Raw genomic sequence first — 25,805 nt, forward strand, 5'->3', positions numbered from 1 at the left:
CCGCGGAAACGCGCTCCTTGGTGCTCATGGATCAGAATGCGCCGAGGGAGGCCGCCGCAACGACCCCGCTGAAACCGGCGCGCGTCGCGCTCAACGTGCTCGCGCTGTGTTTTGCGTTGTCAGTGGTCGGCCGCGGCCTCGGCGAGAGTTTCACGGTTTTTCTGAAGCCGATCTCGGAGAGTTTCGGCTGGGACCGCGCCGATGTTGTATCGGTCTATTCCCTCTCCGCGCTCGCGGGCGGATTGGCATCGCCCTTGATCGGCCGGCTGTTCGATCGATCGGGACCGCGCTCGGTTTATGCGCTGGGATTGTTGCTGCTTGGCGGCGCGTTTCTGATTGCAGCTTACTCAAAATATCTCTGGCAGTTCCAGTTCAGCCTTGGCCTGTGCGTCGGTGTCGGCATCGCCTTTATCGGCAACGTTCCGAATTCAATCCTGCTTGGCCGCTGGTTCGGCCCGCGATTGTCGACCGCAATGGCGGTTGTGTATTCCGCGACCGGCGCCGGCGTGTTGATCCTGTTGCCGGCGTCGCAAGTCCTGATCGATCATTTCGGCTGGCGCGGCGCCTACCAGATCTTCGGCAGCGCCGCGCTTGTCCTGCTCGTGCCGCTGCTGCTGCTGCCCTGGCGCCTGTTCTCCAGCGGTTCACCGCACATCGTCAAGAAGAGCGACGCCAATTTTGTCGACCAAGGCTGGACCTTGCTGAGCGCGCTGCGGCATCACGCATTCTGGGCGCTGTTTGCAACTTTCTTCTTCACCGCGATCGGGATGTACGCCATCGCGCCGCAAGTGGTTGCCTATCTGATCGATGCCGGATTTCCACCGTTGCAGGCGGCGACCGCCTGGGGCTTCAGCGGCGTCGTGCTGCTGTTCGGCATGCTCGGCGTCAGCTGGCTCGACGGCATCATCGGCCGAAGGCCATCGGTGTTGCTCAGCTATGCCATCTCGATCGTCGGCATTGTCTTGCTCTGGCTGCTGCAATGGTATCCGAACATCTGGATGCTGACGGGCTTCGTCGTGTGTTTCGGCAGCATGATCGGCTCGCGCGGTCCGCTGCTCGCGGCCACCGCCATGAAGATCTTCCGCGGCGAACGGCTCGGAACCATCTACGGCACCATTACCATCGGCAGCGGCCTGGGATCAGCGTTCGGCTCCTGGAGCGGAGGCCTGATCCACGACTGGAGCCACAGCTATAATCCGCTGATTGCGTTTGCGCTGGTCAGCGTGCTGCTGGGAATGATTCCGTTCCTGGTCGTGCCTGCGCTGCGGCGCTAGGCTCGCAAGATCAACTAAGATGCCGCGGCATGGGATGCGATTCATCCCGGCGGACGATATCAATTCCCGTGGTTTTACGGGAATCGCTCGATCGCGAGCGGCGGCCGATCTATGTTCACGATTGGTAAGCAGGTTCCTGATATCGGCTGTGGCTACACTTATGCCCCAGAGGTCGAAATGAACCTGCTTAGCCGACTCAAAATCCGCACCAAACTCGCAAGCATGGTTGCCCTGGCGGCCCTCACCGTGTTCGCCATCATCGTACTGTCGGCTTCGCTGAGCGAAAGCCGCATGCTGGCGGACCGGGTCACGCAGATGCGTACGGCCGTCGACCTGCTGGTCGGCATGGCGCAGACGCTGCAGGACGAGGTTGCGGCGGGAAAAATGACCCTCGCCGAGGCCAAGGAGCAGTTTCGGCAGCGTGGCCGGCGCATGACCTTCAACCAGGGACAAGGCTATCCAGTCGTTTACAATGCGGACACCTCGCTGGTGCTGAACGGTGCTAACGCTCAGCTCGAGGGTAAAATCACCGGCGCCAAGGACTCCAATGGTGTCGTGATCGCCGATGCGCAGATCGCCGCCGCGCACCAGAGTGCCGAGGGAGCCACTGCCTCCTATCTCTACCCTCGTCCCGGCCAGACCGTTCCCGTTCGCAAAATGGTCTATGCCCGCAGCTTTGCGCCATGGAACCTGGTGATGAGCTACGGACTCTATATCGATGATGTCGATGCCGACGTGAACGCGCTGCTGTGGCGGCTGGGCGCGATCGGCGGCGGCCTCATGGTGCTGATGGGATTTTTGTCGTGGCTGATCGCCCGGGACGTGCTGGGAGCGCTGGAGCGCCAGAAGAACCGCATGCAGCGCATCGCCGAAGGATCGCTTGACCAGCCGGTCGAAGAAACCGGACGCGGCGATGAAATCGGCCGCATGGCGGAAACGCTGGAAGTCTTGCGACAGACGGCGATGACGGCGCGCAGCCTTGAAGCGGAGCAAGTCGCGGCGAAGCAGCGGGCCGAGAACGAGAAGCGGCAGGCTCTTATTGCGCTCGCCGACCGGTTCGACGCTTCGGTCGGCCAACTGGTCGGTCTGATGGCGTCCGGATCGACGGAACTGGAAAAGACCGCACAATCCATGACCGGCACGGCAGATCGCACCAATCAACGTGCGACGGTTGTAAGTTCGGCGGCGACGGAAGCCAGCACCCGCGTCCAGACGGTTGCCGCGGCAGCCGAGGAATTGTCCTCGTCGATCACCGAGATCAGCCGTCAGGTCGCGCAATCCGCAGCGATCACCAGCCGCGCTGTCGAAACCGCGCGGCGCACCGACACCACCGTGCGGGCGCTGGCCGATGGCGCCAAACAGATCGAACACGTCGCGGAACTGATTTCCAACATCGCGGGGCAGACCAACCTGCTGGCGCTCAACGCGACCATCGAAGCGGCGCGCGCCGGCGAAGCCGGCCGGGGCTTCGCCGTGGTGGCTGCCGAGGTCAAGAGTCTCGCCAGCCAGACCGCCGAAGCTACCAAGGAGATCGGCACCCGCATTACCCAGATTCAGAGCGCAACCAAGGAGGCCGTCGAGGCCATCCAGGGTATCACCGCCACGATCGAGGAAGTCAGCACGATCGCAACCACGATCGGCTCTGCGATCGAGGAACAAGGCGCGGCGACGGCAGAGATCGCGCGCAACGTCACGCAGACGGCGCAGGCGACCCAGGACGTAACGACAAACATTGGTGGCGTCAGCGCAGCGGCCAATGAGACCGGCGGCGCCGCCGGCCTGGTTCTCACCGCGGCCTCCGATCTCTCCAAGCAAGCCGAACAGCTGTCCGGCGAGGTCAACACCTTCCTGGCTGGCGTGCGCGCGGCCTAGTGTCGGATCCGGATTCGCAGGTCGCGTTAGCGCGACCTTGCGAACCGGTTTGCCTCGCCACAAACGCTTCCGTGCTGGCGCTGAGATCAAGCTCAAACAAGATGAAATCGTGATCCGATCCAATCGGATCATGATCCCGGCAATGCCCCGATAACTCGCGGCCGATCATCCGGCATCGCGCGCAACAGCAGTTGCACCGAACTCCGTGTCGCGCCGCCGGACGATCAGTTGTTGGTGGGGAATTCGACCGGATTGTTTGGCTTACCGGTATTGAACTCAAATATCTTTCTGAGCACGCCCGGGGCCATTGCCGAAATCGGATTAACGCGCAGCACCGGCTGGCCGAGTGTGCCGACGACCTCGTAGGTGACCCCGATCAGCCCCTCATTGCTGCCACCGCCCAGAAAAATACCGAGCACCGGAATCTGGCCGAACATGTTGTTCAGCCCGTACATCGGAACGAAGGTGCCGCTCATGCGCACCTGGTTTCCGGAATCGATGCTGCCTTCGATGGTTCCACCGATCATCGGCCCTTTCAGGACGCCTTCCCGGACCGTGAACTGTCCGTTTTGCCGGGTAAACTCCGCGCGCAATCCCGAGAAGGAAATGCCGTTCTGGACTCCGGCGGGGCCGCCAGCGGCGACACGATCAAGCGCGGCTTCGCCTTTGATGGAAAAATCGCGAACCAGTACTCGTCCTTCCCTGGCGCCGGGTTCGACGGTTGGAGGGTCCATCGCCATTGAAAGCTGGCCGCCGATCATCTTGGCGTAGGTGTCGGTGAAGCGGAACAGCGCGCCGGCGTCACTGGTCTCGAGATAAATCATGTCGTGCGCCTGCCCCTGCGTGCGCCCGCGCAGATCGCCCGTCAGCGGGGTATCGCGTCCGAGCTTGCCGGTCAGCGCAAAGCTTCTGATCGTGCCACTGCGCCGGGATAGCTTGGCGTCAACACTGCGCAGCGCCTCGCCATCATAGCCCATGACCGCGCCGAGCTTCAGGTCTACGTCAAAATCGATGTTCTTGGTTTTGGCTTTGGCGTCTGTCTCCTTGCCCGATATCGCGGACTTGAGAAAGCCGCGGCCATCGAACACATCGCCGCGCATGGTCACCTTTAAAACGCCATCGGAACCGCGGTCGGCTTTCAGCGATGCCTTGTCGCCATCGGACGGAGCATAGGTCGGGAAGTTGGCGTTCATCAGGTCGCCATTCTGGTCGACCTCGAGCGATCCCTTGATCGACACGCCGCCGCCGTCGATGACGATGTCCTCGAGGCGGGTCGATTGCGGCTTTGGCACCACGTTGAAAACGGCATGAGTCGACTTGCCCGGCAGCTTGACCCAGCCCGGCAGGATATTGTCGAGTTTCAGCGCGGTCAGATCGGCGTCGATGCCGACACGGCTGTCATGGTCCGGCCCCCCGATCTTCCCCGACACCTTGACCGGAATCGCCCCGCTCACGGCGGGGCCGAGATCGAAACCGAGGCGCGCGCGGCTCGCGTCATCGAGCGTCGCCTGCAACTTGATATCGGCATCGCCCTCGCTCGGCTTGCGATAATCGAGCGAAGCCGGTTGCCCATTGATCTTGACGTCGCCCTTGACCTGATAGCCCTGATTGTTGGCTACCACCTTCAATGTGTTGGCCTCGAGCTTCTGGTTCATCATCAGTTTGTCGGCGGCAAATCCGCCAAGGTCCGCCGTAATGGTGTAGGTCGTGTCGGCCTTGGTGAGTTCGCGCTTGATCGGCAAGCCGAGCGTGACCAGCGCGGACACCGTTCCCTTGCTCGAATTGGGATCGATCAACGTGCCGGAAAACTCGCTGAGGCGGTCCGAGGCGAGAATTTCGGCCGCCGCCGGCACCGGACCGTCAATCTTGAATCTGACCTTTGCCGGCGAAGGCTTGGGCGCCATATCCGGCACCTCGAACACGAAATCGGAGATGTTGAGCTTGCGGCCCGCAGGGGTATCCACGGCGGCCTGCCCGATCGTCACCGTCGCGGTCCGGCCAGTGACATGGACTTTCAAATCCGCATCGTGCACCGACGGTAGATCATCCACCGGATGCAGCGACACGCCACTGGCGACGATGTTGACGGAAAGGCCGTCATCGGGAATCGGCGGACCTCGCCGCGAGAGATTGTGGACCGGCGAATTGACACCGATCTCGATACGTTGAAGCGAGCCGCGCTCGACCCGGTCGATGACCCATTCCCGAACCTCCGGGACGATCAGGGCCGGCCATATCTGTTTGAGTTGCGACGCCGACATCGGCGTTCCCGCGAAACCGAGTTGCAACCGTGGCTCGCCCGCATAGTCTACGCTGCCGGTGCCGGCGACGCCGATTTCACCATTGCTGATGTCGGCCTGGGTGAGCAACACGCGGTGCTTTTCCGTATCGAACCGCATCGCGATTGCAATGCGGTTGAAGATCAGCGGCTGTTCATCGTCGCTTCCCGCGAGCACGATGGTGCCGCCGCTGAGGCCCATCTGCCAGTCGGTAACGTTGTCATTGGGCGGCTCGAGATGGGCCAGCAGCGTGATCCGGTTCGCGCCCGAGATGATCTTGAATGGCGCCAGCAACACGCGTCGTCCGGCATCCCATTCGAGATCGACCTCAGCCGAATCGATCGCCATTGGGTAATCGGGCGTATCGCTGTCGATGATGTGCCCTTCGCCCGCACGTATCTTGCCGCGGAAATAAGTCGGCATGCCGTCCCGGCCGAGTTCACCTTTCAACTCGCCCGACAGCAGCAAATCGGCGCTGTAGGTCAGGTCCTTCAGCCGCAGCGCCAGCAGGATATTGCTCGTCGAGACCTTGTCGGCACGAATATCAACCGATCGCACGCCATTCGCGGGCGCCCCGACCGCAACACGCAGCGACCACGCATGGCTGCCCTCTTCGCCGACGCTCAGCGCCACGCCGCCGCCGCTGGGCCGGCGAAGGCTAAGGGTGATGTTATCGAAGTTCCATTTGTTGCCGCGCTGCTGATCGTCAACGATCAGGTTTCCGTTCTTCAAACCGATTTCGTTGAGGTTTTGACCGTCCAGCCCGGTCAGGCTGAGACTGTCGAGCCAATCGAGGCCGGCAAGCAAGCCGCTTGGTGCGTTACGGTTATCGGTAACAATTGTCGTCGTGCCGGGCTGAGCGGCTGATGAGGGCGGGGAAACTGCGGCCGGAGGCTGCGAGGCCGCGGGCTGGCCCGGTGATGGCGGCAGCGTTCCGAGTTGTCGCTTCGAGGTAACGCCGGTTGCGATCGGTCGCGCGTTGTCGCCGGTGGAAACCGTCACGTAGCCATCCGGGGTAATGCGCACCGCAAGTGTGGCGTCCACCAGATTGAGGCTTTCGGCGCGAAGCTGGCCCATCAGCAGCGCGGTGCCCGACAATCTCACTTCGGCCTTCGGCGCGCTCGCCACGATGGCATGGTCGCGGTCCCTGACGATGATGTCCCGGATTCGCACCGCAATACGGATTCTGCCGGCACGCTCGATCTGGGTGCCGCCGACCTCGACGGTGTTATCGTGACCGATATTTTCCTCGATCGCCGCCGCCAGCCATGGCGTCGCCATGTCGAGATTGATCGGACCTGCACCAAGCCGCCACCACAGCGCGCCGAAGCTTCCGCCGAAGATCACCATCAAGACCGCGATCACGATGGCGAGGCGCTTCACCCAGCGTTCACTCGCAAGCCATCGGCCCAGCGCCCCCACGCGATCGCCCAAGCGGTGGTAGCCGGAGTTCGAGCGCGACAGCAGCCGGCGGGCGCGGTGGCAGGCCACCTCGTCATGCTCTTGGTCCCAATCGGCATCATCCAACACGGAGGGTTGGACGTCAGCACTGGGACTGGACCCCTGGGGCGACGTATTCCTTGCCATTGCCTCTCGGTCGCAGCGCTGATTGTAAGATCGATCGCCGTCAAGGGCACACTCGTCGGTATGTAACGAGCGCTCTTGTACCGGCATCGCTGCCAATCCTCGATTGATATCGTTACCCGTCGTCCGGCCCAACGAGCACATTCAACGAGCGGACGAGTGATGTCTCGAATTCCGTGTAAACCTTACTCCGCGGCCGTCAGATCTGCCCAGCGACCTACTCGATTCGAGCTTGCCAGGACACCGCCTGCAATTGCCTAATGGTTGACCCGTCGAAAGCGACGAAAGGAAGGCGTATGTCCAAGAAAACGCGTAAGAAATCCTCCAAGACGTCGTCCGGCAAGCTGGCCCGCGCCGAATCTGCCGCAGCCGCCGAAAAGCCGGCCACGAAAAAGCGTCAGACTGCCGCAGCGATCAAGTCGGCCAAGAGAACTCTCAAGAAAACCGGCAAGAAAACCGGCAAGCAACCTCGCAACGCCGTCCCAGCAGCATCGCATCAAGCCCCGTCCAAAAGGTTAAAATCGCCGGCATCGAAGCCCGCCGCCGCAAAGTTCGGTAATTTGGCGGAGGGGTCGAAAGCGCCGGCCTTCCGGTTGCCGCGCGACGGCGGCGAGACCGTTTCGCTGTCCGATTTCGCAGGCCGCAAGCTCGTGCTGTTTTTCTACCCGCGCGCGGATACCCCGGGCTGCACCAAAGAGGCCATCGATTTCACCCGGCTGGCCGAGGCTTTCGCTGCCAACCAGACCGCCGTGCTCGGCGTCTCGGCCGACCCGCTCAAGGCCCAGGAATCCTTTCGGAACAAGCACCAGTTATCGGTTCCTCTTGCCTCGGATGAGAAGCACGAGATGCTGGAGGCCTATGGCGCCTGGGGCGAAAAATCCATGTATGGCAGGAGCTTCCTTGGGGTATTTCGGACAACGGTTCTGATCGGCCCCGACGGCCGGGTGGTGAGGATCTGGCGCAATGTGAAGGTCGACGGCCACGCCGACGAGGTCCTCGCGGCCGTCCGGGCGGCCTGATTTGCGCGACTCCGTTTCCTGAAAATTAACCATGAGAAGGTCAAATCGGCTCCGTCAATTCAGCCGTACGGGACTCATCTCCGACCGGCGCGGGAGTGCCGATGTCGTACCGTTCCGGTCATCATTCCGACTATCCCCAACATCATCCACAAGACCATGGCAGGACCTCGGCTCGGCGCCCGGCGGTAAGCCACGCGCCCGCCGCTGTGCCCCGCGCGCAAAACGGCTACACCCTCGTCCACGCCGGTAAGCAGGTCCGGTTTGGTCCGGTGGTGTTTTGGATCGTGGTCGGCACGGTAGTCGTGCTCGGCATGTGGTCGGCCGCAACTGCGACCTATTTTGCCTTCCGCGACGATGTGCTCACGCGTCTGATCGCGCGCCAGGCGGAGATGCAATACGCCTACGAAGATCGCATCGCCGAACTGCGCACCAAGGTCGATCGCACCACCAGCCGCCAACTGCTTGACCAGGAACAATTCGACAAGAAGCTCGACCAGATCATGCGGCGTCAGACCGCGCTGGAAGCGCGCGCCACCGCGCTTGGCGCCATGCCGGACACCCAAAGCACTGGATCGATCGCGGGATCGATCAGGCCACCGTCGCGCGGAGCCGGGGCGAATGACGGGGTTTCCACGGCCACGCCGAAGCCCTCGCCGATCAGCGACACCGTCATTTTCGTAGCGCCTCCCGACCGTGAAGCACGGCTGGAATCGCGTGCGCCCGTCATCGCCAAGCCGAACCCCAATCAGTTCGCTCAGGTTCAGGGCGTCGAGAACGTACTTACCCGTCTGCAGACTTCGCTCGATCAGGTCGAAACCCGCCAGATGGCGGCGCTTAACTCGGCCGAGGACGGCATAGAATCGCGCGTGCGCCGGATGCGCGGCGTCATCACCGATCTCGGCCTCGATATGGCGCAACTGGACGCCGCCACACCGCGCGCCGGCATGGGCGGCCCGTACGTTCCCGTCAAACTTCCGGCCGACGCGGGCCCGTTCGAGCGGCAGCTCTACCGGATCAACATCACCCGTGCGCAAATGGATCGTCTGAACCGGGTGCTGGCGCTGGTGCCGTATCGCAAGCCGGTCGTCGGTGAAGTTGAATTCACCTCGGGGTTTGGGATCCGCAGCGATCCGTTCCTCGGCCGACCCGCCATGCACACCGGCCTCGATTTCCGCGCTGCCATGGGCGATCCGGTGCGCGCGACCGCCAATGGCAAAGTGGCGTCGGCGGGATGGGCCGGTGGCTATGGCCGTATGGTTGAAATCGATCACGGCAATGGCCTGTCGACCCGCTACGGCCATATGTCGGAGATCGACGTCAAGGTCGGCGAACCCATCAAGATCGGACAGGTGATCGGCGCCGTCGGCTCAACCGGCCGCTCGACCGGTCCGCATTTGCACTATGAAACCCGGATCGACGGCGAAGCGGTCGACCCGCAGAAATTCCTGCGGGCCGGTGTTCGCTTGAGCGCCGGTTGAGACACCTGCCGCGGGCGGATCAGCCGGGCGATTAATGCACCTCGCCGTCGATGACGTCGCCGAACAGCCGCCACGCCTCTCCATCGAACTTCATCAGCTGCATCTGTTCGATCGGAAAGAAATCATCCGGGCTGGTGTTGACCTTGATGCCCGGCAGCATCATGTCCGTCGAGAAATTCTTGATGTTGGCCGCCTGCTTCATGACGTTCTCACGCGTCAGTTCATCGCCGCACTGCTTCAACACCTGAACCATGTTCTGCGCCAGGACATAGCCGTAAACATTGTTCGCGTTGGTCTTGTCGCCATCGGGATAATATTTGTCCATGAAGTCGAGCCAGCCCTTGGTGCCCGGGTCGTCCTTCCAGGTCGGATCGGTCGGATCTTTCAGGTAGGCGGTCGAGATGATTCCCTTGGAATTCTCCAGACCCGCGGGTTTAAGGACAGCGGCAACCGACGTCGCGGTGTTGGCCAGAAAGAAGGTCGGCTTCCAGCCCAACTCGCCAACCTTTCGTATCGCCTGCGCCGAGCCCTTTGGCGCGGCCCAGGAGAAGAAGATATCGGCGCCCGAATCGTGCAATGCGACGATCTGGGAATCGATGCTGGGGTCGCTGACCTCGTAGGATTTGTCGGCGATGATCATGCCGGCCTTATCGCCCAGCCCATCCTTGAGCCCCTTGAACTGATCCTTGCCGGCATCATCGTTTTGCCAGAACACCGCGATCTTGCTGTTGGGATAGTGCTCCCGGATGTATTTGGCGTAGATGTGCCCTTCGCTTTGATAGTTGGGCTGCCAGCCCATGGACCATGGGAAGTGCTTGGGATCGCCGAATTTCGTTCCGCCTGACGCGACGAACAGTTGCGGCACTTTCTTGGCGTTCATGTATTTTTCGATGGCCGAGTTGGACGGCGTACCGAGCGGCTGGAAAATCAGCAAGACCTCGTCACTTTCCACCAGCTTGCGCGCCTGTTCGATCGCCTTCGGCGGGCTGTAGGCATCATCATAGGAGATGAAATTGATCTTGCGGCCGTTGATGCCGCCCTCGGCATTGATCTTGTTGAAGTAGGCCGCCTCCGCCTTGCCGATCACGCCGTAAGATGAAGCCGGACCGCTATAGGGCATGATATTGCCGACCTTGATTTCGGTATCGCTCGCGCCCGGATCGTATTTCTTTTCCGCGCGGGCCGCGGTCGCCATCATCGCGGCAACAGTGGCAAGTGCCGCGAGGGCAAATAGACGTGTGAAACGAACCGGCATCGTTTTCTCCCGCTTGGTGATTTGTTTTGACCAAGTGTCGCAACTCGGGCGTAGGCATGCAAGCGCGAGCTTATTCCGCGGCACGAAACAGCATTGTTGGCCGCCACCATTTGTGATTGATGCTTGGCGCAATCAGGATTTTCCTCGACAAGGCCGGCTGATTGAAACCGAACACACGAATTGGTCCGCGACACCCCAGGCTCGGGGACGCCGGATTTCGCGCCGCGCGATGGCTGGCGGCGCGAACCATGGCAGCGGCGGGCTTTCATCAGCTCGGCTCGGCGTTTGCCGATGCGCGGATCGCGCATGTCCGTGAAAAGCTCGCGCGCGGCGAGACGGTCTATCTTGCGGGATTGGCGCCACCCGGCACGCACAATTCGGGCGTTGCGCTGGTCGAAGTGAGCCAAGCAAATGGCCCGCGTTTGATCGTCAACAACGAGGAAGAACGTTTTTCCGGCAACAAGCACACCACCGAATATCCGCGGGCTTCGATCGACGCGATGGTGGCGACACTGCGCGGCATGGGACTCGACATCGCTGACATCGCCGCATGGCTCACCACCTGGGATTACCCGACACTGGCCGGCACTTTGGCCCGCTCGGTATTGGAGGAACTGCCGCAAAGCCTGAAGCTGGTGCGCACCACCGAGGCGGCTGGATTCGATCGTCGCCGTCTCGATCAGATGACCCGCACGCCCAAGATCCTCGCCAAACAGCTCGGCCTTTCCGAGCGCGTGCCGCTGATCTGCACGCCGCATCACGACAACCACGCCTGGTTCTCGTTTGCGGCCTCGCCGTTTGCAGACAGCAGCGAACCCGTTGCGGTTGCCGTGCTCGACGGCACCGGCGACCTCGGATCGATCTCGCTCTATGTCGTCCGCAACGGCGCAATGCAGCGGCTTTACTGCAATGACAGCATGTTCGATTCACTCGGCGCCTTCTACAGCGTGATCTCGTCGACGCAAGGCGGCTGGACCTGGCTCTCCAGCGAGGGCCGTTACATGGGCGCGGCCGCCTGGGGTGACATGAACCGCACCAGCAACCGCTATTACGCGCGCCTGAAGGATGTTTTGGATTTCGGTGAAGGCGGCGAAGTCCGCATCAATCGTGCGCTCGCCAACTGGTATTGCGACCCGTTCGATCACCCCTACAAGGCTGCGTTGATCGACATTCTCGGGCCGCCGCTCACGCCGGATCAACTCTGGAATCCCGACGCCGTCCTGCGAGTCGAGGACATCCAGCATCGGCCCGACACCAGCGATCGTCTCGACAAGGCGGCCGCGACCCAACTGGTGTTCGAAGACGCCATGGTCCACGTGGTCGACCACCTGTTGCGCGCGACCGGCGCGAGCCGGCTGGTGCTGACGGGTGGCGTGGCGCTGAACGCCATCGGCAACATGCGGCTGCTCGAGCACTTCGACGAGGCCTGGTTCGCGCACTTCCAACAGCGCAAGGAGCGCCTTCATTTGTGGGTACCACCCACGCCAGGCGACCCCGGCGTCACCATCGGCGCAGCGTGGCTGTTTGCGCATCTTGCCGGCGCACCGCGCGGCGCGCCGTTGACGTCGGCGTTCTATTGCGGCGCATCGCCTTCGCAGGAGGACATCGAAAGTTCGCTCACAGCCGACGACATTGCCTCGCAGGGGATCGGCGACATCTCGACAACAGCCGGCCTTGAGGCCATCGCCGATTTGATGGCCTTCATCGTGGCGCAAAACGGCATCATCGCGCTCTATCAGGGCCCGGCCGAAACCGGCCCGCGGGCGCTCGGCCATCGCTCGATCTTTGCCAACCCGTGCGACGCCGATGCGCGCGAGCGGCTCAATGAGCGCGTGAAATACCGGGAAGCAATTCGTCCGTTGGCGCCGATGGCGACGCTGAAGGCGGCCAAGGAATATTTCGAATTGCTGGATGGCGCTTCCGACGGCGATTACAACGCCTACAACTACATGGTGCTGACGGCGCGATCGAAGCCGCAGGCGCAAGCCAGGATTCCAGCGGTGATCCATGCCGACGGCACCGGCCGGATTCAGATCGTGCGCGCGGAAGACGATCCGCTCACTTACGCCTATCTGAAGGCGCTGGGTCGGCATATCGGCGTCGAGATGTCGGTCAACACCTCGTTCAACGTCGCCGGCCCCATCGCCCAGACCGCAGCGCAAGCGATCGACACGCTGCGCCGCTCCAGGGGGCTCGACGCTGTGTTCATGGTGGCCAGCAACGGCATGGTCTATGCGGCCTGGCACGGCGGCGAACGCAACAGCGGCCGGTTCACCAACTGGTTTTCGAAATGGAAGATCGAGCAGAAAGGGTGCTGATCAGGTCGACGCGTTAGCGCTGCGCGATACGATCTCGATCATTTTGCCTTCATCATCGTCAGGCGCGTAGGCTTTCGCGCGCTCATAGGCCTCTACCGCGGCACGTCCCATCAGCGGCGCGCCGGAAAGCAGGCTTTCGGCCAGCGCCACCGCATAGGCCGCGTCCTTGTGCCGGAGCGCCGCCGTAAACGTCGCGCCAGAAAAATTTCGCGCGGCCATGCGCTTGGAATGACGGATCACCTGCGGACTGGCGGCGACGCCGGTTTCAATTGCTTCCAGCACCAGCTTCATGTCGAGCCCGGCCTGCTCCGCGATCGCCAAGCCCTCCGCGATCCCGGCAATCTGGATAGCGCCCATCAGATTGTTGATCAGCTTGTAGACCGTGCCGCTGCCGACGGCGCCGAAATGCCGGATCGTGGTCGAGAGCGGCGCCAGATAGGGCCGCGCTTTTTCAAGATCGGCGGGCTCGGCGCCCACCAGCAGTGTCAGCTTCCCGCTGGCTGCAGCATCCGGCAGGCCCGTGACCGGACTATCGATATAGATGAGGCCACGGCCTCGAAGCTCCTGCGCAAGCTCGAGCGCGTGACGATAGGACACGGTTGAACATTCGATGGCGAGCGTGCCGGCCTTCATCGTTGCGGCGGCGCCATCCTTGCCGAGCCACACCGCGCGCGAGGCCTCATCGTCGGCGACCATGGTCACGACGGCGTCGGCATCGGTGGCGGCGTCCTTTGGCGAGGACGCCCAGCGCGCGCCGCGGGCGATCAGATCTTCCGCCTTTGCCTTGCTGCGATTCCAGACTGAAACCGTAAAGCCAGCCTCCAGATAGCGGCCGGCCATGCCGTGACCCATCCGTCCGAGGCCGATGAAAGCAACTTTTGTCATGGGCTAATCCACATCCTCAACCGCACCGGTTGTGGTTCCGAAGGCGCGCTGCGCCAACGTCGCCGCCATGAACTCGTCGAGGTCGCCGTCGAGCACGCCTGATGTGTCCGACGTCTGCACGCCAGTGCGAAGGTCCTTCACCATCTGGTAGGGCTGCAGGACGTAGGAGCGGATCTGATGACCCCAGCCGATATCGGTTTTGGCGGCCTGGTCGGCGGCAGCCTGTTCTTCGCGTTTCTTCAATTCGATCTCATAGAGCCGCGCGCGCAGCATGTCCCAGGCCTGCGCCTTGTTCTTATGCTGCGAACGGCCGGCCTGACAGACCACCGCAACCCCGGTCGGAATATGCGTCAGCCGTACCGCGGATTCGGTCTTGTTGACGTGCTGACCGCCGGCGCCGCCGGAGCGCATGGTATCGGTGCGCACGTCGGATTCCTTGATGTCGATCTTGATGCTGTCGTCGACGACCGGGAAGATCGCGACGCTGGAGAACGAGGTGTGCCGGCGCGCATTGGAATCGAACGGCGATATCCGCACCAGCCGATGCACGCCCGCTTCTGTCTTGAGCCAGCCATAGGCGTTGTGACCGCTGATCTGGATGGTGGCAGACTTGATGCCGGCCTCTTCGCCTTGCGTCTCTTCCAGATATTCGATCTTGAAGCCGTGCTTCTCGGCCCAACGCGTGTACATGCGCAGCAACATCGAAGCCCAGTCCTGGCTCTCGGTGCCGCCGGCGCCGGCATGAACCTCGAGATAGGAGTCGAACTTGTCTGCCTCGCCGCTGAGCAGCGCCTCGAGCTCGCGGCGCGCGACTTCCTTCTTGAGGGATTTCAGCGCGGTCTCGGCTTCCGCGACCACGCCCTCATCGTTCTCGGCTTCGCCGAGTTCGATCATCCCGATATTGTCTTCAAGCTCGCGCTCGACCTTGCCGATGCCCTCAAGCGAATCCTCCAGCGAGGTTCGCTCCTGCATCAACTTCTGCGCCTTCTGCGGATCGTTCCAGAGATCGGGGTCTTCTGCGAGCTTGTTCAGCTCCGCAAGCCGCATGGTGGAAGCATCGACGTCAAAGATGCCTCCTCAGCAGCCCGACTGACTGCTTGATCTCTTCAACTAGACGTTCGACTTCGGCGCGCATGGTCCCTCTGATCCGCGGCCAATGCCGCCATTGCAATGCTGCGAGCGATGTAACGATGAGCGGCGCAAAGCGCAATCGGCTTCACGCCAGCCCGCTTCGAAGGCGCGCTAATACAGTCCGCCGGTGCCGGAGCGCAAGATCGTGCGATCCGCATCCGGCGACACCGTCAGGGTCCGCCCGTCCGCGTCGGCCACGCCAATGCCTGAATAATTATCCGGCGGCGCGGTGCCCGGCTTGAACGCCTCGAGAATGGTCCTGCCGGTGTCTCCCGGGCCGGCCCGCATTCCGGTCTTGGAATCAACCCTGATCAGCTTGATGCCGGCGGGAATCTTGAACGGGGTCGCCGGCTTGTCGGCAAGCGCAAGCTTCATGAAATCCCTGGCAATGGGCGCGGCGGTATGACCTGCTTGCGCGGTTCTGCCCAGACTGCGGGGCTTGTCGTAGCCAACATATAAACCGACAACGAGATCCGGCGAAAAGCCGACGAACCAGAGATCCTTTGCTTCGTTCGAGGTACCGGTTTTGCCGGCGATCGGCTTGCCCACGTCGCGCATCACCATCGCCGTGCCACCCTGGACAACGCCTTCCATCATCGAGGTGATCTGGTAAGCCGTTAGCACGTCCAGCACCTGCTCCCGACGATCGACGAGTTGCGGCTCGGGCTGGTTCTTCCAGCCCTCAGGCGCATCGCATCCGAGGCATTCGCGGGTGTCGTGCTTGAAGATGGTATGACCGTAGCGGTCCTGGATCCGATCGATCAGCGTCGGTTTCACCCGCCGGCCGGAATTGTCGATCATCGAATAGGCCGTGACCATCCGCATCACGGTGGTTTCGCCGGCGCCGAGCGCATAGGACAGGTAATTCGGCAGTTCGTCGTAGACACCGAAACGCTTGGCATATTCGCCGATCAGCGGCATGCCGATATCCTGAGCCAGCCGCACCGTCACCGTGTTCAGCGACAGCCGCAATGCGTTGCGAAGCGTGGTCGGGCCCTGGTACTTGCCGACGGAGAAATTATCCGGGCGCCAGACTTCTCCGCCCTGCCCCTGATCGATTTCGATCGGCCCATCGACCTCGACGGACGACGGCGTATAGCCGTTGTCGAGCGCCGAGGAATAGACGATCGGCTTGATGGTCGAGCCCGGCTGACGATAGGCCTGTGTCGCGCGATTGAACTGGCTCTGGTCGAACGAGAATCCACCCACCATCGCCAGCACACGACCGGTGTGCGGGTCCATCACCACCATGGCACCGGATATTTCCGGCAACTGGCGCAGCCGGAACTGACCGTCGACCAACGAGCCATCCTTGGCAATCAGAGGGTCAGCGTAAATGATGTCCCCGGGGGATAATATCTGGGATACGGCCGTCGGCGTCTTGCCCTTCGCAGGTCCCGCCGTCGGCTTTGCCCACCTCACGCCGTCAAGTGTGATGATGCCGATTTTCCTGTCTCGGGATATCACGCCGCCGAGTTCGCGACCCGGCTGGAAACCGATCCGCGCCGACTGATCGCTGGTCTCGAGCACCACCGCCATCCGCCACGGCGAGATGTCGTTGAGTGATTTGACGTCGGCAAGCTTGACGCCCCAATCGCCGGAAATATCGAGCTTGCCGATCGCGCCTCGCCAGCCTTGCGCCTCGTCGTAATTGACGAGCCCCGCCGCCATGGTCTTGCGCGCCATCACCTGCAGCTTCGGATCCAGCGTGGTTCGCACCGAGAGACCGCCTTCATAAAGTTTCTTCTCACCGTAGCGCTCGAGCAGGTCGCGGCGGACCTCTTCGGCGAAATATTCACCGGCGAAAGTGCGCGCACTATTGCTTCGATTGGTGACAGTCAGCGGATCCTTGCGCGCGGTGTCCGCGTCGGCCTGTTTGATCCAGCCATTTTCGAGCAGACGATCAACCACGTAATTGCGCCGCTCGACCGCACGATCATGATTGCGCACCGGATTCAGCGTCCCCGGCGCTTTCGGCAACGCGGCGAGGAAGGCCGCCTCGGCCACCGTGAGTTCGTTGACCGATTTGTCGAAATACACCAGCGACGCCGCAGCGATACCGTAAGCGCCTTGGCCGAGATAGATTTCGTTGAGATAGAGCTCGAGAATCTTGTCCTTCGAATAGGCGCGCTCGAGTCGCATCGCGAGCAGCGCTTCCTTGATCTTGCGCGTGAACGAAACTTCGCTGGAAAAGAAAAAATTCTTCGCCACCTGCTGGGTGATGGTCGAGGCACCCTGCGGCCGGCGGTTGGAACCGTAATTCTCTGCATAAAGAATCGCGGCGCGCGCCATGCCGGAGTAATCGATACCGCCGTGCTCATAGAAGTTTTTGTCCTCGGCGGCGAGGAACGCGTTGATCACGAGCTTCGGGACCGCCTGGATCGGCAGGTACAGCCGGCGTTCCCTGGCATACTCGCCGAGCAGCGCGCCGTCGGCGGCATGGACGCGCGTCATGACCGGCGGCTCGTAATCCTGGAGCTGAGAATAATCCGGCAAGTCCTTCGAGAAATGCCAGATCAGCGCCGCGGCTGCGGCGACACCGACCAGGAACAGCACGGTTCCGACGGTGAACAGGAAGCCGAAGAAACGGAAGAGCAGTCTCATAAATCTTACCCGGTCGTGAGCCTGCCCTCGTTCAGCGCTAAACATACTTCCGCGCTGCGGCCGGGCCGTATAGCCGTGATTTCAATCAATTTCAATTGTGTGCATTTGATGTGTTGCAAAAGCCGCCCCGAGCAAATTGTTGCTCACCCGGCATATCCTCCCGCGCGAACAGCAGACGACACCGCCCGAGCATGAGCGGTCGCCGCACGTCCTCCCAAGGGTTCCGGTCTAATACAGTCCGCCGGTGCCGGAGCGCAGGATGGTGCGATCCGCGTCCGGGGAAACCGTCAGCGAGCGCCCGTCTGCGTCGGCCACGCCAATGACCGAATAATTATCCGGCGGCGCGGTGCCCGGCTTGAAGGCTTCGAGGATAGTCTTGCCGGTATCTCCCGGGCCGGCCCGCATCCCGGTCTTGGAATCGACCCGGATCAGCTTGATCCCGGCCGGCACCTTGAAGGGAACGCCTGGCTTATCGGCGAGCGCAAGCTTGAGGAAATCACGCGCGATCGGTGCTGCCAGATGGCCGCCGGTCCCGGCATTGCCCCGGCCAAGCGTGCGCGGCTTGTCGTAGCCCATATAGATACCGACCACCAGATCGGGCGAGAAGCCGACGAACCAGGCATCCTTTGCTTCATTGGTGGTACCGGTCTTGCCGGCGAGCGGCTTGCCGACATCCCTCAAGGCCGTCGCCGTGCCGGCCTGCACCACGCCTTCCATCATCGAGGTGATCTGATACGCCGTCATCGGATCCAGCACCTGCTCCCGGCGGTCGACAAGCTGCGGCTCCGGCTGATTCTTCCAACCATCCGGCGCATCGCAACCGCGGCATTCGCGGGCGTCGTGCTTGAAGATGGTATGACCGTAACGGTCCTGAATGCGATCGATCAAGGTTGCCTTCACGCGGCGGCCGCCATTGGCGAACATCGAATAGGCCGTGACCATTCGCATCACGGTCGTCTCGCCGGCACCCAGTGCGTAGGACAGATAATTCGGCAACTCATCATAGACGCCGAAGCGCTTGGCATATTCGCCGATCAGCGGCATCCCGATATCCTGCGCCAGCCGCACCGTCACCGTGTTCAGCGACAATCTCAACGCATTGCGCAGTGTCGTCGGCCCCTGAAACTTGCCGGACGAAAAATTCTCCGGACGCCAGACGCCGGCACCCTGCCCCTGATCGACTTCGATCGGCGCATCGAGCACGACTGTCGATGGCGTATATCCATTGTCGAGCGCCGATGAGTACACGATCGGCTTGAACGACGATCCCGGCTGCCGATAGGCCTGCGATGCACGGTTGAATTGACTCTGGTCGAACGAGAAACCGCCGACCATCGCCAGCACGCGGCCGGTATGCGGATCCATCGCCACCATGGCGCCGGAGACCTCCGGCAGTTGACGCAGCCGGTACTGGCCGTCGACCGCATTGCCATCCTTGAACAGGGGATCCGCATAAACCACGTCGCCCGGCGAAAGCACCTGCGATACCGCCGTCGGCGCCCTGCCCTTTGCCGGACCTGACGCGGCCCTTGCCCATCTCACGCCATCGAGTGTGATGATTCCGGTCTGCCGATCCTTGGAGACGGCGCCGCCGAGTTCGCGCCCGGGCTGAAAGCCGATCCGCGCCGACTGCTCACTGGTCTCCAGCACCACCGCCATCCGCCAGGGCGAAATGTCCGACAGCGATTTGAGATCTGCGAGCTTGATGCCCCAATCGCCGGATACGTCGATCTTGTTGAGCGGACCGCGCCACCCCTGTGCTTCGTCGTAGTTGACGAGGCCGGCGACCATGGTTTTGCGCGCCTCCATCTGGATTTTCGGATCGAGCGTCGTGCGAACCGAGAGGCCGCCTTCATAGAGCTTCTTTTCGCCGTAGCGTTCGAAGATGTCGCGACGGACTTCCTCGGCAAAATACTCCCCGGCAAAGATGTGCGCACCGTTTGCCCGGTTCGTCACGATCAGCGGATCCTTGCGCGCCGTGTCGGCGTCAGACTGCTTGATCCAGCCGTTTTCCAGCAGGCGGTCGATCACGTAGTTACGACGCTCGATCGCGCGATCGTGGTTACGCACCGGATGCAGCGCGGCCGGCGCCTTCGGCAGCGCGGCAAGGTAAGCCGCTTCCGCAACCGTGAGCTCGTTGACCGATTTGTCGAAATAGACCAGCGACGCCGCGGCAATGCCGTAAGCACCGAGGCCGAGGTAGATTTCGTTGAGATAAAGTTCGAGAATTTTGTCTTTCGAGTAGGCGCGCTCGATCCGCATCGCGAGCAGCGCTTCCTTGATCTTGCGGGTAAAGGAGACTTCGTTGGTCAGAAGGAAGTTCTTCGCCACCTGCTGGGTGATCGTCGAGGCGCCCTGCGGCCGCCGGTTGGAACCGTAATTCTCGGCGTAAAGAAGCGCGGCGCGAGCCATGCCGGAATAATCGATACCGCCGTGCTCATAGAAGTTCTTGTCCTCGGCGGCGAGGAACGCGTTGATCACGAGCTTGGGCACCGCCTGGATCGGCAGATACAAGCGGCGTTCCTTGGCATATTCACCGAGCAGCGCGCCATCAGCGGCATGGACGCGCGTCATGACCGGCGGTTCATAATCCTGAAGCTGTGAATAATCGGGCAAGTCCTTGGAAAAATGCCAGATCAGCCCTGCGGTCGCGGCGACACCGACCAGGAACAACACGGTTCCGGCGGCGAACAGGAAACCCAAGAACCGCACCAGCAAGCGCATTATCGAATGTCCGTTTCAAATCTCGTGCCGCTGCACCCGGCGTTTTCCTTTGGCTGCGACCAGCGTTGCGGGATGATTTGCCGTGCCCCGCGGGTTCTCAATATACTTTAGATCGCCGAAGCGGGAATCCTCATCGATTCCGAACACCTTGCTGCGGTTTTTTATAAAGCCGCCGCTGTGGCCAAACTAGGGCTTCCCTCAATTCGTGGGCCCGGCCGTCGCCAGGCGTTTTGCAAAGAACGCGTCAATGGCCTGTGTCATCGACCCAACGGTCCGGGAACGCCAGTTTTCCGATACCAGATGCTCGAGATCGCTTTTATTCGAGACATAGCCGAGCTCGACCAGGACCGACGGCACATCGGGCGCTTTCAGCACCCTGAAGCCGGCGGATTTCAGCGGGTGCTTGTACATGCGCGCGGTGTTTTTCATCTCGCCTGCGAGCAAACGCGCGAAGCGGTTTGAAAACGTGCGGGTTTCTCGCTGCGCCAGATCGATCAGGATGTCGGCGACCTCGGTCGGCTCTTCCGTCAGATTAACCCCGCCGATGGCGTCGGCCTTGTTTTCCGCGTCAGCCAGCTTCTCGGCTTCGGCATCGGTGGCGCGATCGGACAGGGTGTAAATCGTCGCGCCCTGAGCATCACCCTCACGGCGCGGCAACGAATCGGCATGGATCGACACGAACAGCGCCGCCGATTGAGTGCGCGCGATCTTCACCCGATCGGCAAGCGGAATGAAGGTATCGTCGGTGCGAGTCATGACGACACGGTATTTGCCGCCCATCTCGATGCGATCGCGCAGCGCCAATCCAAATGCCAGCACCAGGTTCTTTTCGCTCTCGCCGTCGGCCTGCGTGCCGTTGTCGAGGCCGCCATGGCCCGGATCGATCACAATCAACGGGCGTGGATCCGTCGTAGCGGGCTTTGATTCGGCGGGATTGGGCTCCGAAGATTTGGCTTCCGGGGTCGACGCTGCGGATGCCGCGGCGTCGGCGATGGCCGGCCGCAGCTCAGGCCGGCTTTGCGCCGCAAGCGATTGCACGAAGGTGGTGCGGTCGACTTCCTGAAACTCCAGCACCAGCCGCGCCGGTTGGCCGTTAGCGGCATCGAGCACGTAGGAATTGGAGATTTTGGCCGGGCCGGTCAGGTCAAACACGATTCGCGAGCCGCCCGGCATGACCAGGCCATAACGGAACGCCTTGATCAATCCGCGTCCGGCGGCGCCGGTCCCCGCGGTAAGCTGGAAATTGACCTGCGGGATGTCCACCACGACCCGATATGGATCAGCCAGCGCAAAAGCACGAAACGGGATGGCCTTGTCGAGATCGAGGACAAACCGGGTTTGCTTGCCGTCGCCGGCCAGGCGAGCTTCAGAGGCCACGGGAAAACTGGGGGCTACGATCGGGGCCGGCGCCTGTTCCGCTGTCGCATCAACGATGGTGGCCCCGGCGCACGCCAATGCTGCGGCGCACAAGAGCGCAAAACCCAGCAAAATCCGATGATTTGCGCGGCCCACCAACGATTCGATGCCTCCGAGCAGCCCTCTTACCGCAATAGAACTACAGGGTTAATCGCCGCTTAAGGAACATACCCCGAATCATACCGCGAATAAGGCGGAGTGTTGCAGTGCTGCGACGCTTCCCTTGCACCCGGCAGCCAATCCACGTATGTACGAGGGGCTGACGGCTAATACTCCCGGTTGTGTCGCGTTCAGCCTCCCGGTGCAACGCCGGAAACCTCGACATTGGGGATTCCAGCGTCTTTCCGACCTTCCCCAGCCAGCGCAGCGCGCGGCTGACATGGAGAGGCGGTTTCGAGCCCGAGCGGCGTCCGGTCCCAGGTCACTTTCTTGCTCCAGGGACAGTTTAAGACACGGCATAACCGATTACCGGGCCGCAAGGTTCCGATATGCGATGGCCGGCGAGCGCTTCGGCGCCGCGCCGGGGCCTTTAGCGACAGACAAGGCGGCGCTTTTTGCCGCCAAAAGTGTTTTCAGACGGGCCGACGCTCGATGCGCCAGACTGTGTTGCCAACCATGATTGATCGAAGAACCGCGCCGATGCGGAGCGAATGCTCCGCGCGTCGCCTGTATCTGCGAGGATCATGTTCGGCGGGGCGCTCCGGGTTGCGTTTTGGCCTTCCCCTCACCCCCGAATCAGGTGGACCGTCGCGTCACCCGGCCGCGCGACACGCGCGCACCGCCATACGCGCCCGCCGCCGTCAAGAGTTCCAAAATGCCCAACAAAATGCTGATCGATGCTACCCACCCGGAAGAGACCCGGGTCGTTGTGGTCCGCGGCAATCGCGTCGAAGAGTTTGATTTCGAGACCGCCCAACGCAAGCAACTGCGTGGAAACATCTACCTCGCCAAGGTCACGCGCGTAGAGCCGTCACTGCAGGCCGCCTTCATCGAATATGGCGGCAACCGCCACGGCTTCCTGGCCTTCAGCGAAATCCATCCGGACTATTATCAAATCCCGGTCGCCGATCGCCAGGCGCTGATCGAGGCGGATGAGCGCGCCCATCGCGAGGCCGAGGAAGAGAACGAAAATCGCTCCAGCCACCGGCGCCGTCCACGCCATCGCAACGCGCGACGCCGCGGCAATGGCGACCGCGTCCAGAGCGACATCGTCGAGAATGCGAGCCTCGACCCCTCGCAGACGCCGCAGCCCTACGAAGCCCACGAGCACGCCAACGACGGTCACGCTCATGCACATGATGCCGATCACCCTCACGATGACACCGAGCATCACGACCACGAAGGTCACGACCACGCGGATCATGACCATTCGCACGATGATGATCATCAACACGATCATCATGACCACGATCACGAGGAACACGGCCACGAATACGCGTTAAACGAGACGCCGGCCCCCGCCCCGGAGGCTCAGCCCGAGACGCCGGTTGCCGCGGCAGTCGAGGCATCGACCGCAGCAGCGTCCGAGACGCCGGCCGGCGCCGAAATCCGCGAAGAGCCCGCGCCGGACGAACGCGTCCGGGAGGAGCAGACCGAGGCCGAGGAAAACGCCGCCTACACCGACGATTCGCTGCATGCCGAACATGCCGACGGCGAGCATGCCGTTTCAGAACAGGCCGCCGAGCCGCATGGCGACGAGCATCACGACGATGAAGATGACGGCGACGATGCCGAGGAAGAGATGGTTGAATCCGTCGGCGGTGATGATGTGCTGGAAGAAGTGCCGGAACGCGCCTTCCGCCCGCGCCGCCAATACAAGATTCAGGAAGTCATCAAGCGCCGTCAGGTGATGCTGGTTCAGGTGGTCAAGGAAGAGCGGGGCAACAAGGGAGCCGCGCTCACGACCTACCTGTCGCTGGCCGGCCGCTATGCCGTGTTGATGCCCAACACCGCGCGCGGCGGCGGCATCAGCCGCAAGATCACCTCGGCGCAGGATCGTTCGCGGCTGAAGGAAGTGGTGCAGGATCTCGACGTGCCCGAGGGCATGGGCATCATCCTGCGCACCGCCGGCGCGTCACGCACCAAGCCCGAGATCAAGCGCGACTTCGAATATCTGATCCGCATGTGGGAAACCGTGCGCGACATGACCTTGAGGTCGCAGGCGCCGACGCTCGTCTATGAAGAGGGCTCGCTGATCAAGCGTTCGCTGCGCGATCTCTACAACAAGGAAATCGACGAAATCCAGGTTGCCGGCGAGGCCGGCTATCAGGAGGCCCGCGATTTCATGAAAATGCTGATGCCCTCGAACGTGCGCGCGGTGAAACTCTATCGCGACGGCCAGCCGCTGTTTTCGCGAATGGGAGTCGAGAGCCAGCTCGACGCCATGTTCTCGCCGACCGTGCAATTGCGATCCGGCGGGTACATCGTGATCAACCAGACCGAAGCTCTGGTTTCGATCGACGTCAATTCCGGCCGGTCGACCCGCGAACATCATATCGAGGACACCGCGCTCAAGACCAACCTTGAGGCATCAGAGGAAGTCGCAAGGCAGCTAAGGTTGCGCGACCTCGCGGGCCTGATCGTCATCGACTTCATCGATATGGACGAGAAGCGCAACAACCGCTCGGTCGAGCGCAAGCTCAGCGATTGCCTGAGACAGGACCGCGCGCGAATCCAGGTCGGACGCATCTCGCATTTCGGACTGCTCGAAATGTCGCGCCAGCGTATTCGCGCCAGCGTGCTGGAGAGTTCGACCGAGCCCTGCCCGCAATGCGGCGGCAGCGGGCATGTGCGTTCGGTATCCTCGGTCGCGCTGCAATTGCTGCGCGGCATCGAAGAGATCCTGATGAAGGGCGCCACCCACAATCTGGTGGTCCGCACGCGAACCGACGTCGCGCTTTACGTCCTCAACCACAAGCGCGGCCATCTGCGCGATCTCGAGAACAGCTTCAAGGTCACACTGTCCGTGATCGCCGATCCGACCGTAAGCGGCCAGCAATCCTTCATCATTGATCGCGGCGAACAGGTGCATACGCTGGAAGCCGCCAAGGCGCTGCTGGCAGCCCAGGCTGCGGCCGCCCCGCCGCCGTCGGAGGAAGCGTTCGACGACGAAGAGCCGTTCGATATCGAAGCGGAAGTTGAGACCGAAGAAACCGAAGGGCTGGCCGACGATCAAGCGGCCGGCGAGGAAGGCGGCGAAAGCGAGGCCGATGGCCAGAAGCGGCGTCGGCGTCGGCGTCGCCGCGGACGCGCCGGTGAGCCGCGCGAAAATGGCTTCCCACGCAATGATCAGGACGTCGTGCAAGCTGCGCCGGAGACTGCGACCGGCACGGTTGCAGAGGAAAGCGAATCCGACGAGGACGAATCCGAAGAGCAGCCCGGCTTCCCCCGCGCGGATCAGTCGGCCGGCGGAGAACGACGGCCCCGCCGCCGCGGACGTCGCGGTGGACGTCGCCGGCGCGGCGGACCGGAGGATGGCCTGGCCGGATCGATTGCGGACGAACTCGAACCGACCTCGCCGCCGGAAGTGACGAACGCGGTCGCCGATTTTGACGGTGTTTCGGACGAGCCGTATTTGCCGACCATTCAACCCGAAACCATCGCACCATCAGCCGAACCGCAGCCCGCCGAACGCGGGCAGCCTGAGCCGGCTCATGGTTCTGCGTCCGAGGAAAGCGCGCACGAGGCCGAGAAGGCCGCGCGGCGACGGTCAACGGTTCGCGAAAAGGTGAGCTTCCTGGTCGATTCTCCACCCGCTGCGGCGGCACCTGCCGAGCACAGCCAGCCGCAACCGCCGGCAGCAGTCCCCGAGCCTTCCCAACCCGCTCCCGAGGCAACAGACGACACCCAGCCGCGCAAGGCCGGCTGGTGGTCGCGGCGTTTCGGTGGCGGCTAGCGCGCAACAATCTCAGAATAAAAAACCGCCCGGCAAAACCGGGCGGTTTTTTATCGCCGAAATCGCCAGAG

Annotated in this window: 13 protein-coding genes; 6 read left to right on the plus strand and 7 right to left on the minus strand. The window is 62.4% G+C overall.

Going from position 1 to position 25,805, the window contains the following annotated elements; genetic code table 11:
* Positions 1–26 precede the first annotated feature (26 nt).
* Both BLV09_RS07765 and BLV09_RS07770 read left to right on the plus strand, forming a co-directional pair.
* Positions 27–1,274, plus strand: a complete 1,248-nt coding sequence (locus BLV09_RS07765) for an MFS transporter (protein WP_146691016.1) — start codon at positions 27–29, stop codon at positions 1,272–1,274.
* A 177-nt stretch (positions 1,275–1,451) separates the two neighbouring features.
* Positions 1,452–3,146 (plus strand): methyl-accepting chemotaxis protein, encoded by a 1,695-nt coding sequence (locus tag BLV09_RS07770; RefSeq protein WP_100386850.1) that lies wholly within the window; start codon positions 1,452–1,454, stop codon positions 3,144–3,146.
* Positions 3,147–3,370: 224 nt separating this feature from the next.
* On the opposite strand, the gene BLV09_RS07775 is transcribed toward BLV09_RS07770, so the two are convergent.
* A complete protein-coding gene (locus tag BLV09_RS07775) occupies positions 3,371–7,099 on the minus strand; it encodes a DUF3971 domain-containing protein (protein ID WP_146686860.1) in 3,729 nt (1,242 codons plus the stop codon).
* A 206-nt stretch (positions 7,100–7,305) separates the two neighbouring features.
* Here BLV09_RS07775 and BLV09_RS07780 point away from each other — a divergent pair, with 206 nt between their 5' ends.
* On the plus strand, positions 7,306–8,028 hold the full coding sequence (locus tag BLV09_RS07780) for a peroxiredoxin (RefSeq protein WP_146686861.1): 723 nt from the start codon (positions 7,306–7,308) through the stop codon (positions 8,026–8,028).
* 101 nt (positions 8,029–8,129) lie between these two features.
* Positions 8,130–9,506: a M23 family metallopeptidase gene (locus BLV09_RS07785; protein ID WP_167558651.1), complete on the plus strand. Its 1,377-nt coding sequence runs from the start codon at positions 8,130–8,132 to the stop codon at positions 9,504–9,506.
* Positions 9,507–9,537: 31 nt separating this feature from the next.
* Here BLV09_RS07785 and BLV09_RS07790 read toward each other — a convergent pair whose 3' ends face one another.
* Positions 9,538–10,761, minus strand: coding sequence for an ABC transporter substrate-binding protein (locus BLV09_RS07790; RefSeq protein ID WP_146686863.1), 1,224 nt, complete (start codon positions 10,759–10,761; stop codon positions 9,538–9,540).
* A 248-nt stretch (positions 10,762–11,009) separates the two neighbouring features.
* Here BLV09_RS07790 and BLV09_RS07795 point away from each other — a divergent pair, with 248 nt between their 5' ends.
* Positions 11,010–13,079: a carbamoyltransferase C-terminal domain-containing protein gene (locus BLV09_RS07795; protein ID WP_146686864.1), complete on the plus strand. Its 2,070-nt coding sequence runs from the start codon at positions 11,010–11,012 to the stop codon at positions 13,077–13,079.
* On the opposite strand, the gene BLV09_RS07800 is transcribed toward BLV09_RS07795, so the two are convergent.
* The 5 genes from BLV09_RS07800 to BLV09_RS07820 form a co-directional block, all read right to left on the minus strand.
* Positions 13,080–13,964 (minus strand): NAD(P)-dependent oxidoreductase, encoded by an 885-nt coding sequence (locus BLV09_RS07800; RefSeq protein ID WP_146686865.1) that lies wholly within the window; start codon positions 13,962–13,964, stop codon positions 13,080–13,082.
* 3 nt (positions 13,965–13,967) lie between these two features.
* A protein-coding gene (prfB, locus tag BLV09_RS07805; protein WP_146686866.1) for a peptide chain release factor 2 occupies positions 13,968–15,099 on the minus strand; the annotation gives its coding sequence in 2 pieces (ribosomal slippage) (positions 13,968–15,029 and positions 15,031–15,099; 1,131 coding nt in all).
* Positions 15,100–15,206: 107 nt separating this feature from the next.
* The gene (locus BLV09_RS07810; protein WP_146686867.1) at positions 15,207–17,699 is read right to left on the minus strand and encodes a penicillin-binding protein 1A; all 2,493 of its coding nucleotides are present in this window, start codon (positions 17,697–17,699) and stop codon (positions 15,207–15,209) included.
* Between the two features lie 228 nt (positions 17,700–17,927).
* Complete coding sequence (locus BLV09_RS07815; RefSeq protein ID WP_146686868.1) at positions 17,928–20,423, minus strand: penicillin-binding protein 1A; 2,496 nt, start codon at positions 20,421–20,423, stop codon at positions 17,928–17,930.
* Between the two features lie 198 nt (positions 20,424–20,621).
* Entirely contained in the window at positions 20,622–21,938 is a 1,317-nt protein-coding gene (locus BLV09_RS07820; RefSeq protein ID WP_146686869.1) for an N-acetylmuramoyl-L-alanine amidase, read from the minus strand.
* A 715-nt stretch (positions 21,939–22,653) separates the two neighbouring features.
* Between BLV09_RS07820 and BLV09_RS07825 the strand changes: the two genes are divergently transcribed.
* The gene (locus BLV09_RS07825; protein WP_146686870.1) at positions 22,654–25,734 is read left to right on the plus strand and encodes an Rne/Rng family ribonuclease; all 3,081 of its coding nucleotides are present in this window, start codon (positions 22,654–22,656) and stop codon (positions 25,732–25,734) included.
* Positions 25,735–25,805: the final 71 nt, after the last annotated feature.

This window comes from Bradyrhizobium canariense (assembly GCF_900105125.1).
Taxonomy (GTDB): domain Bacteria; phylum Pseudomonadota; class Alphaproteobacteria; order Rhizobiales; family Xanthobacteraceae; genus Bradyrhizobium; species Bradyrhizobium canariense_A.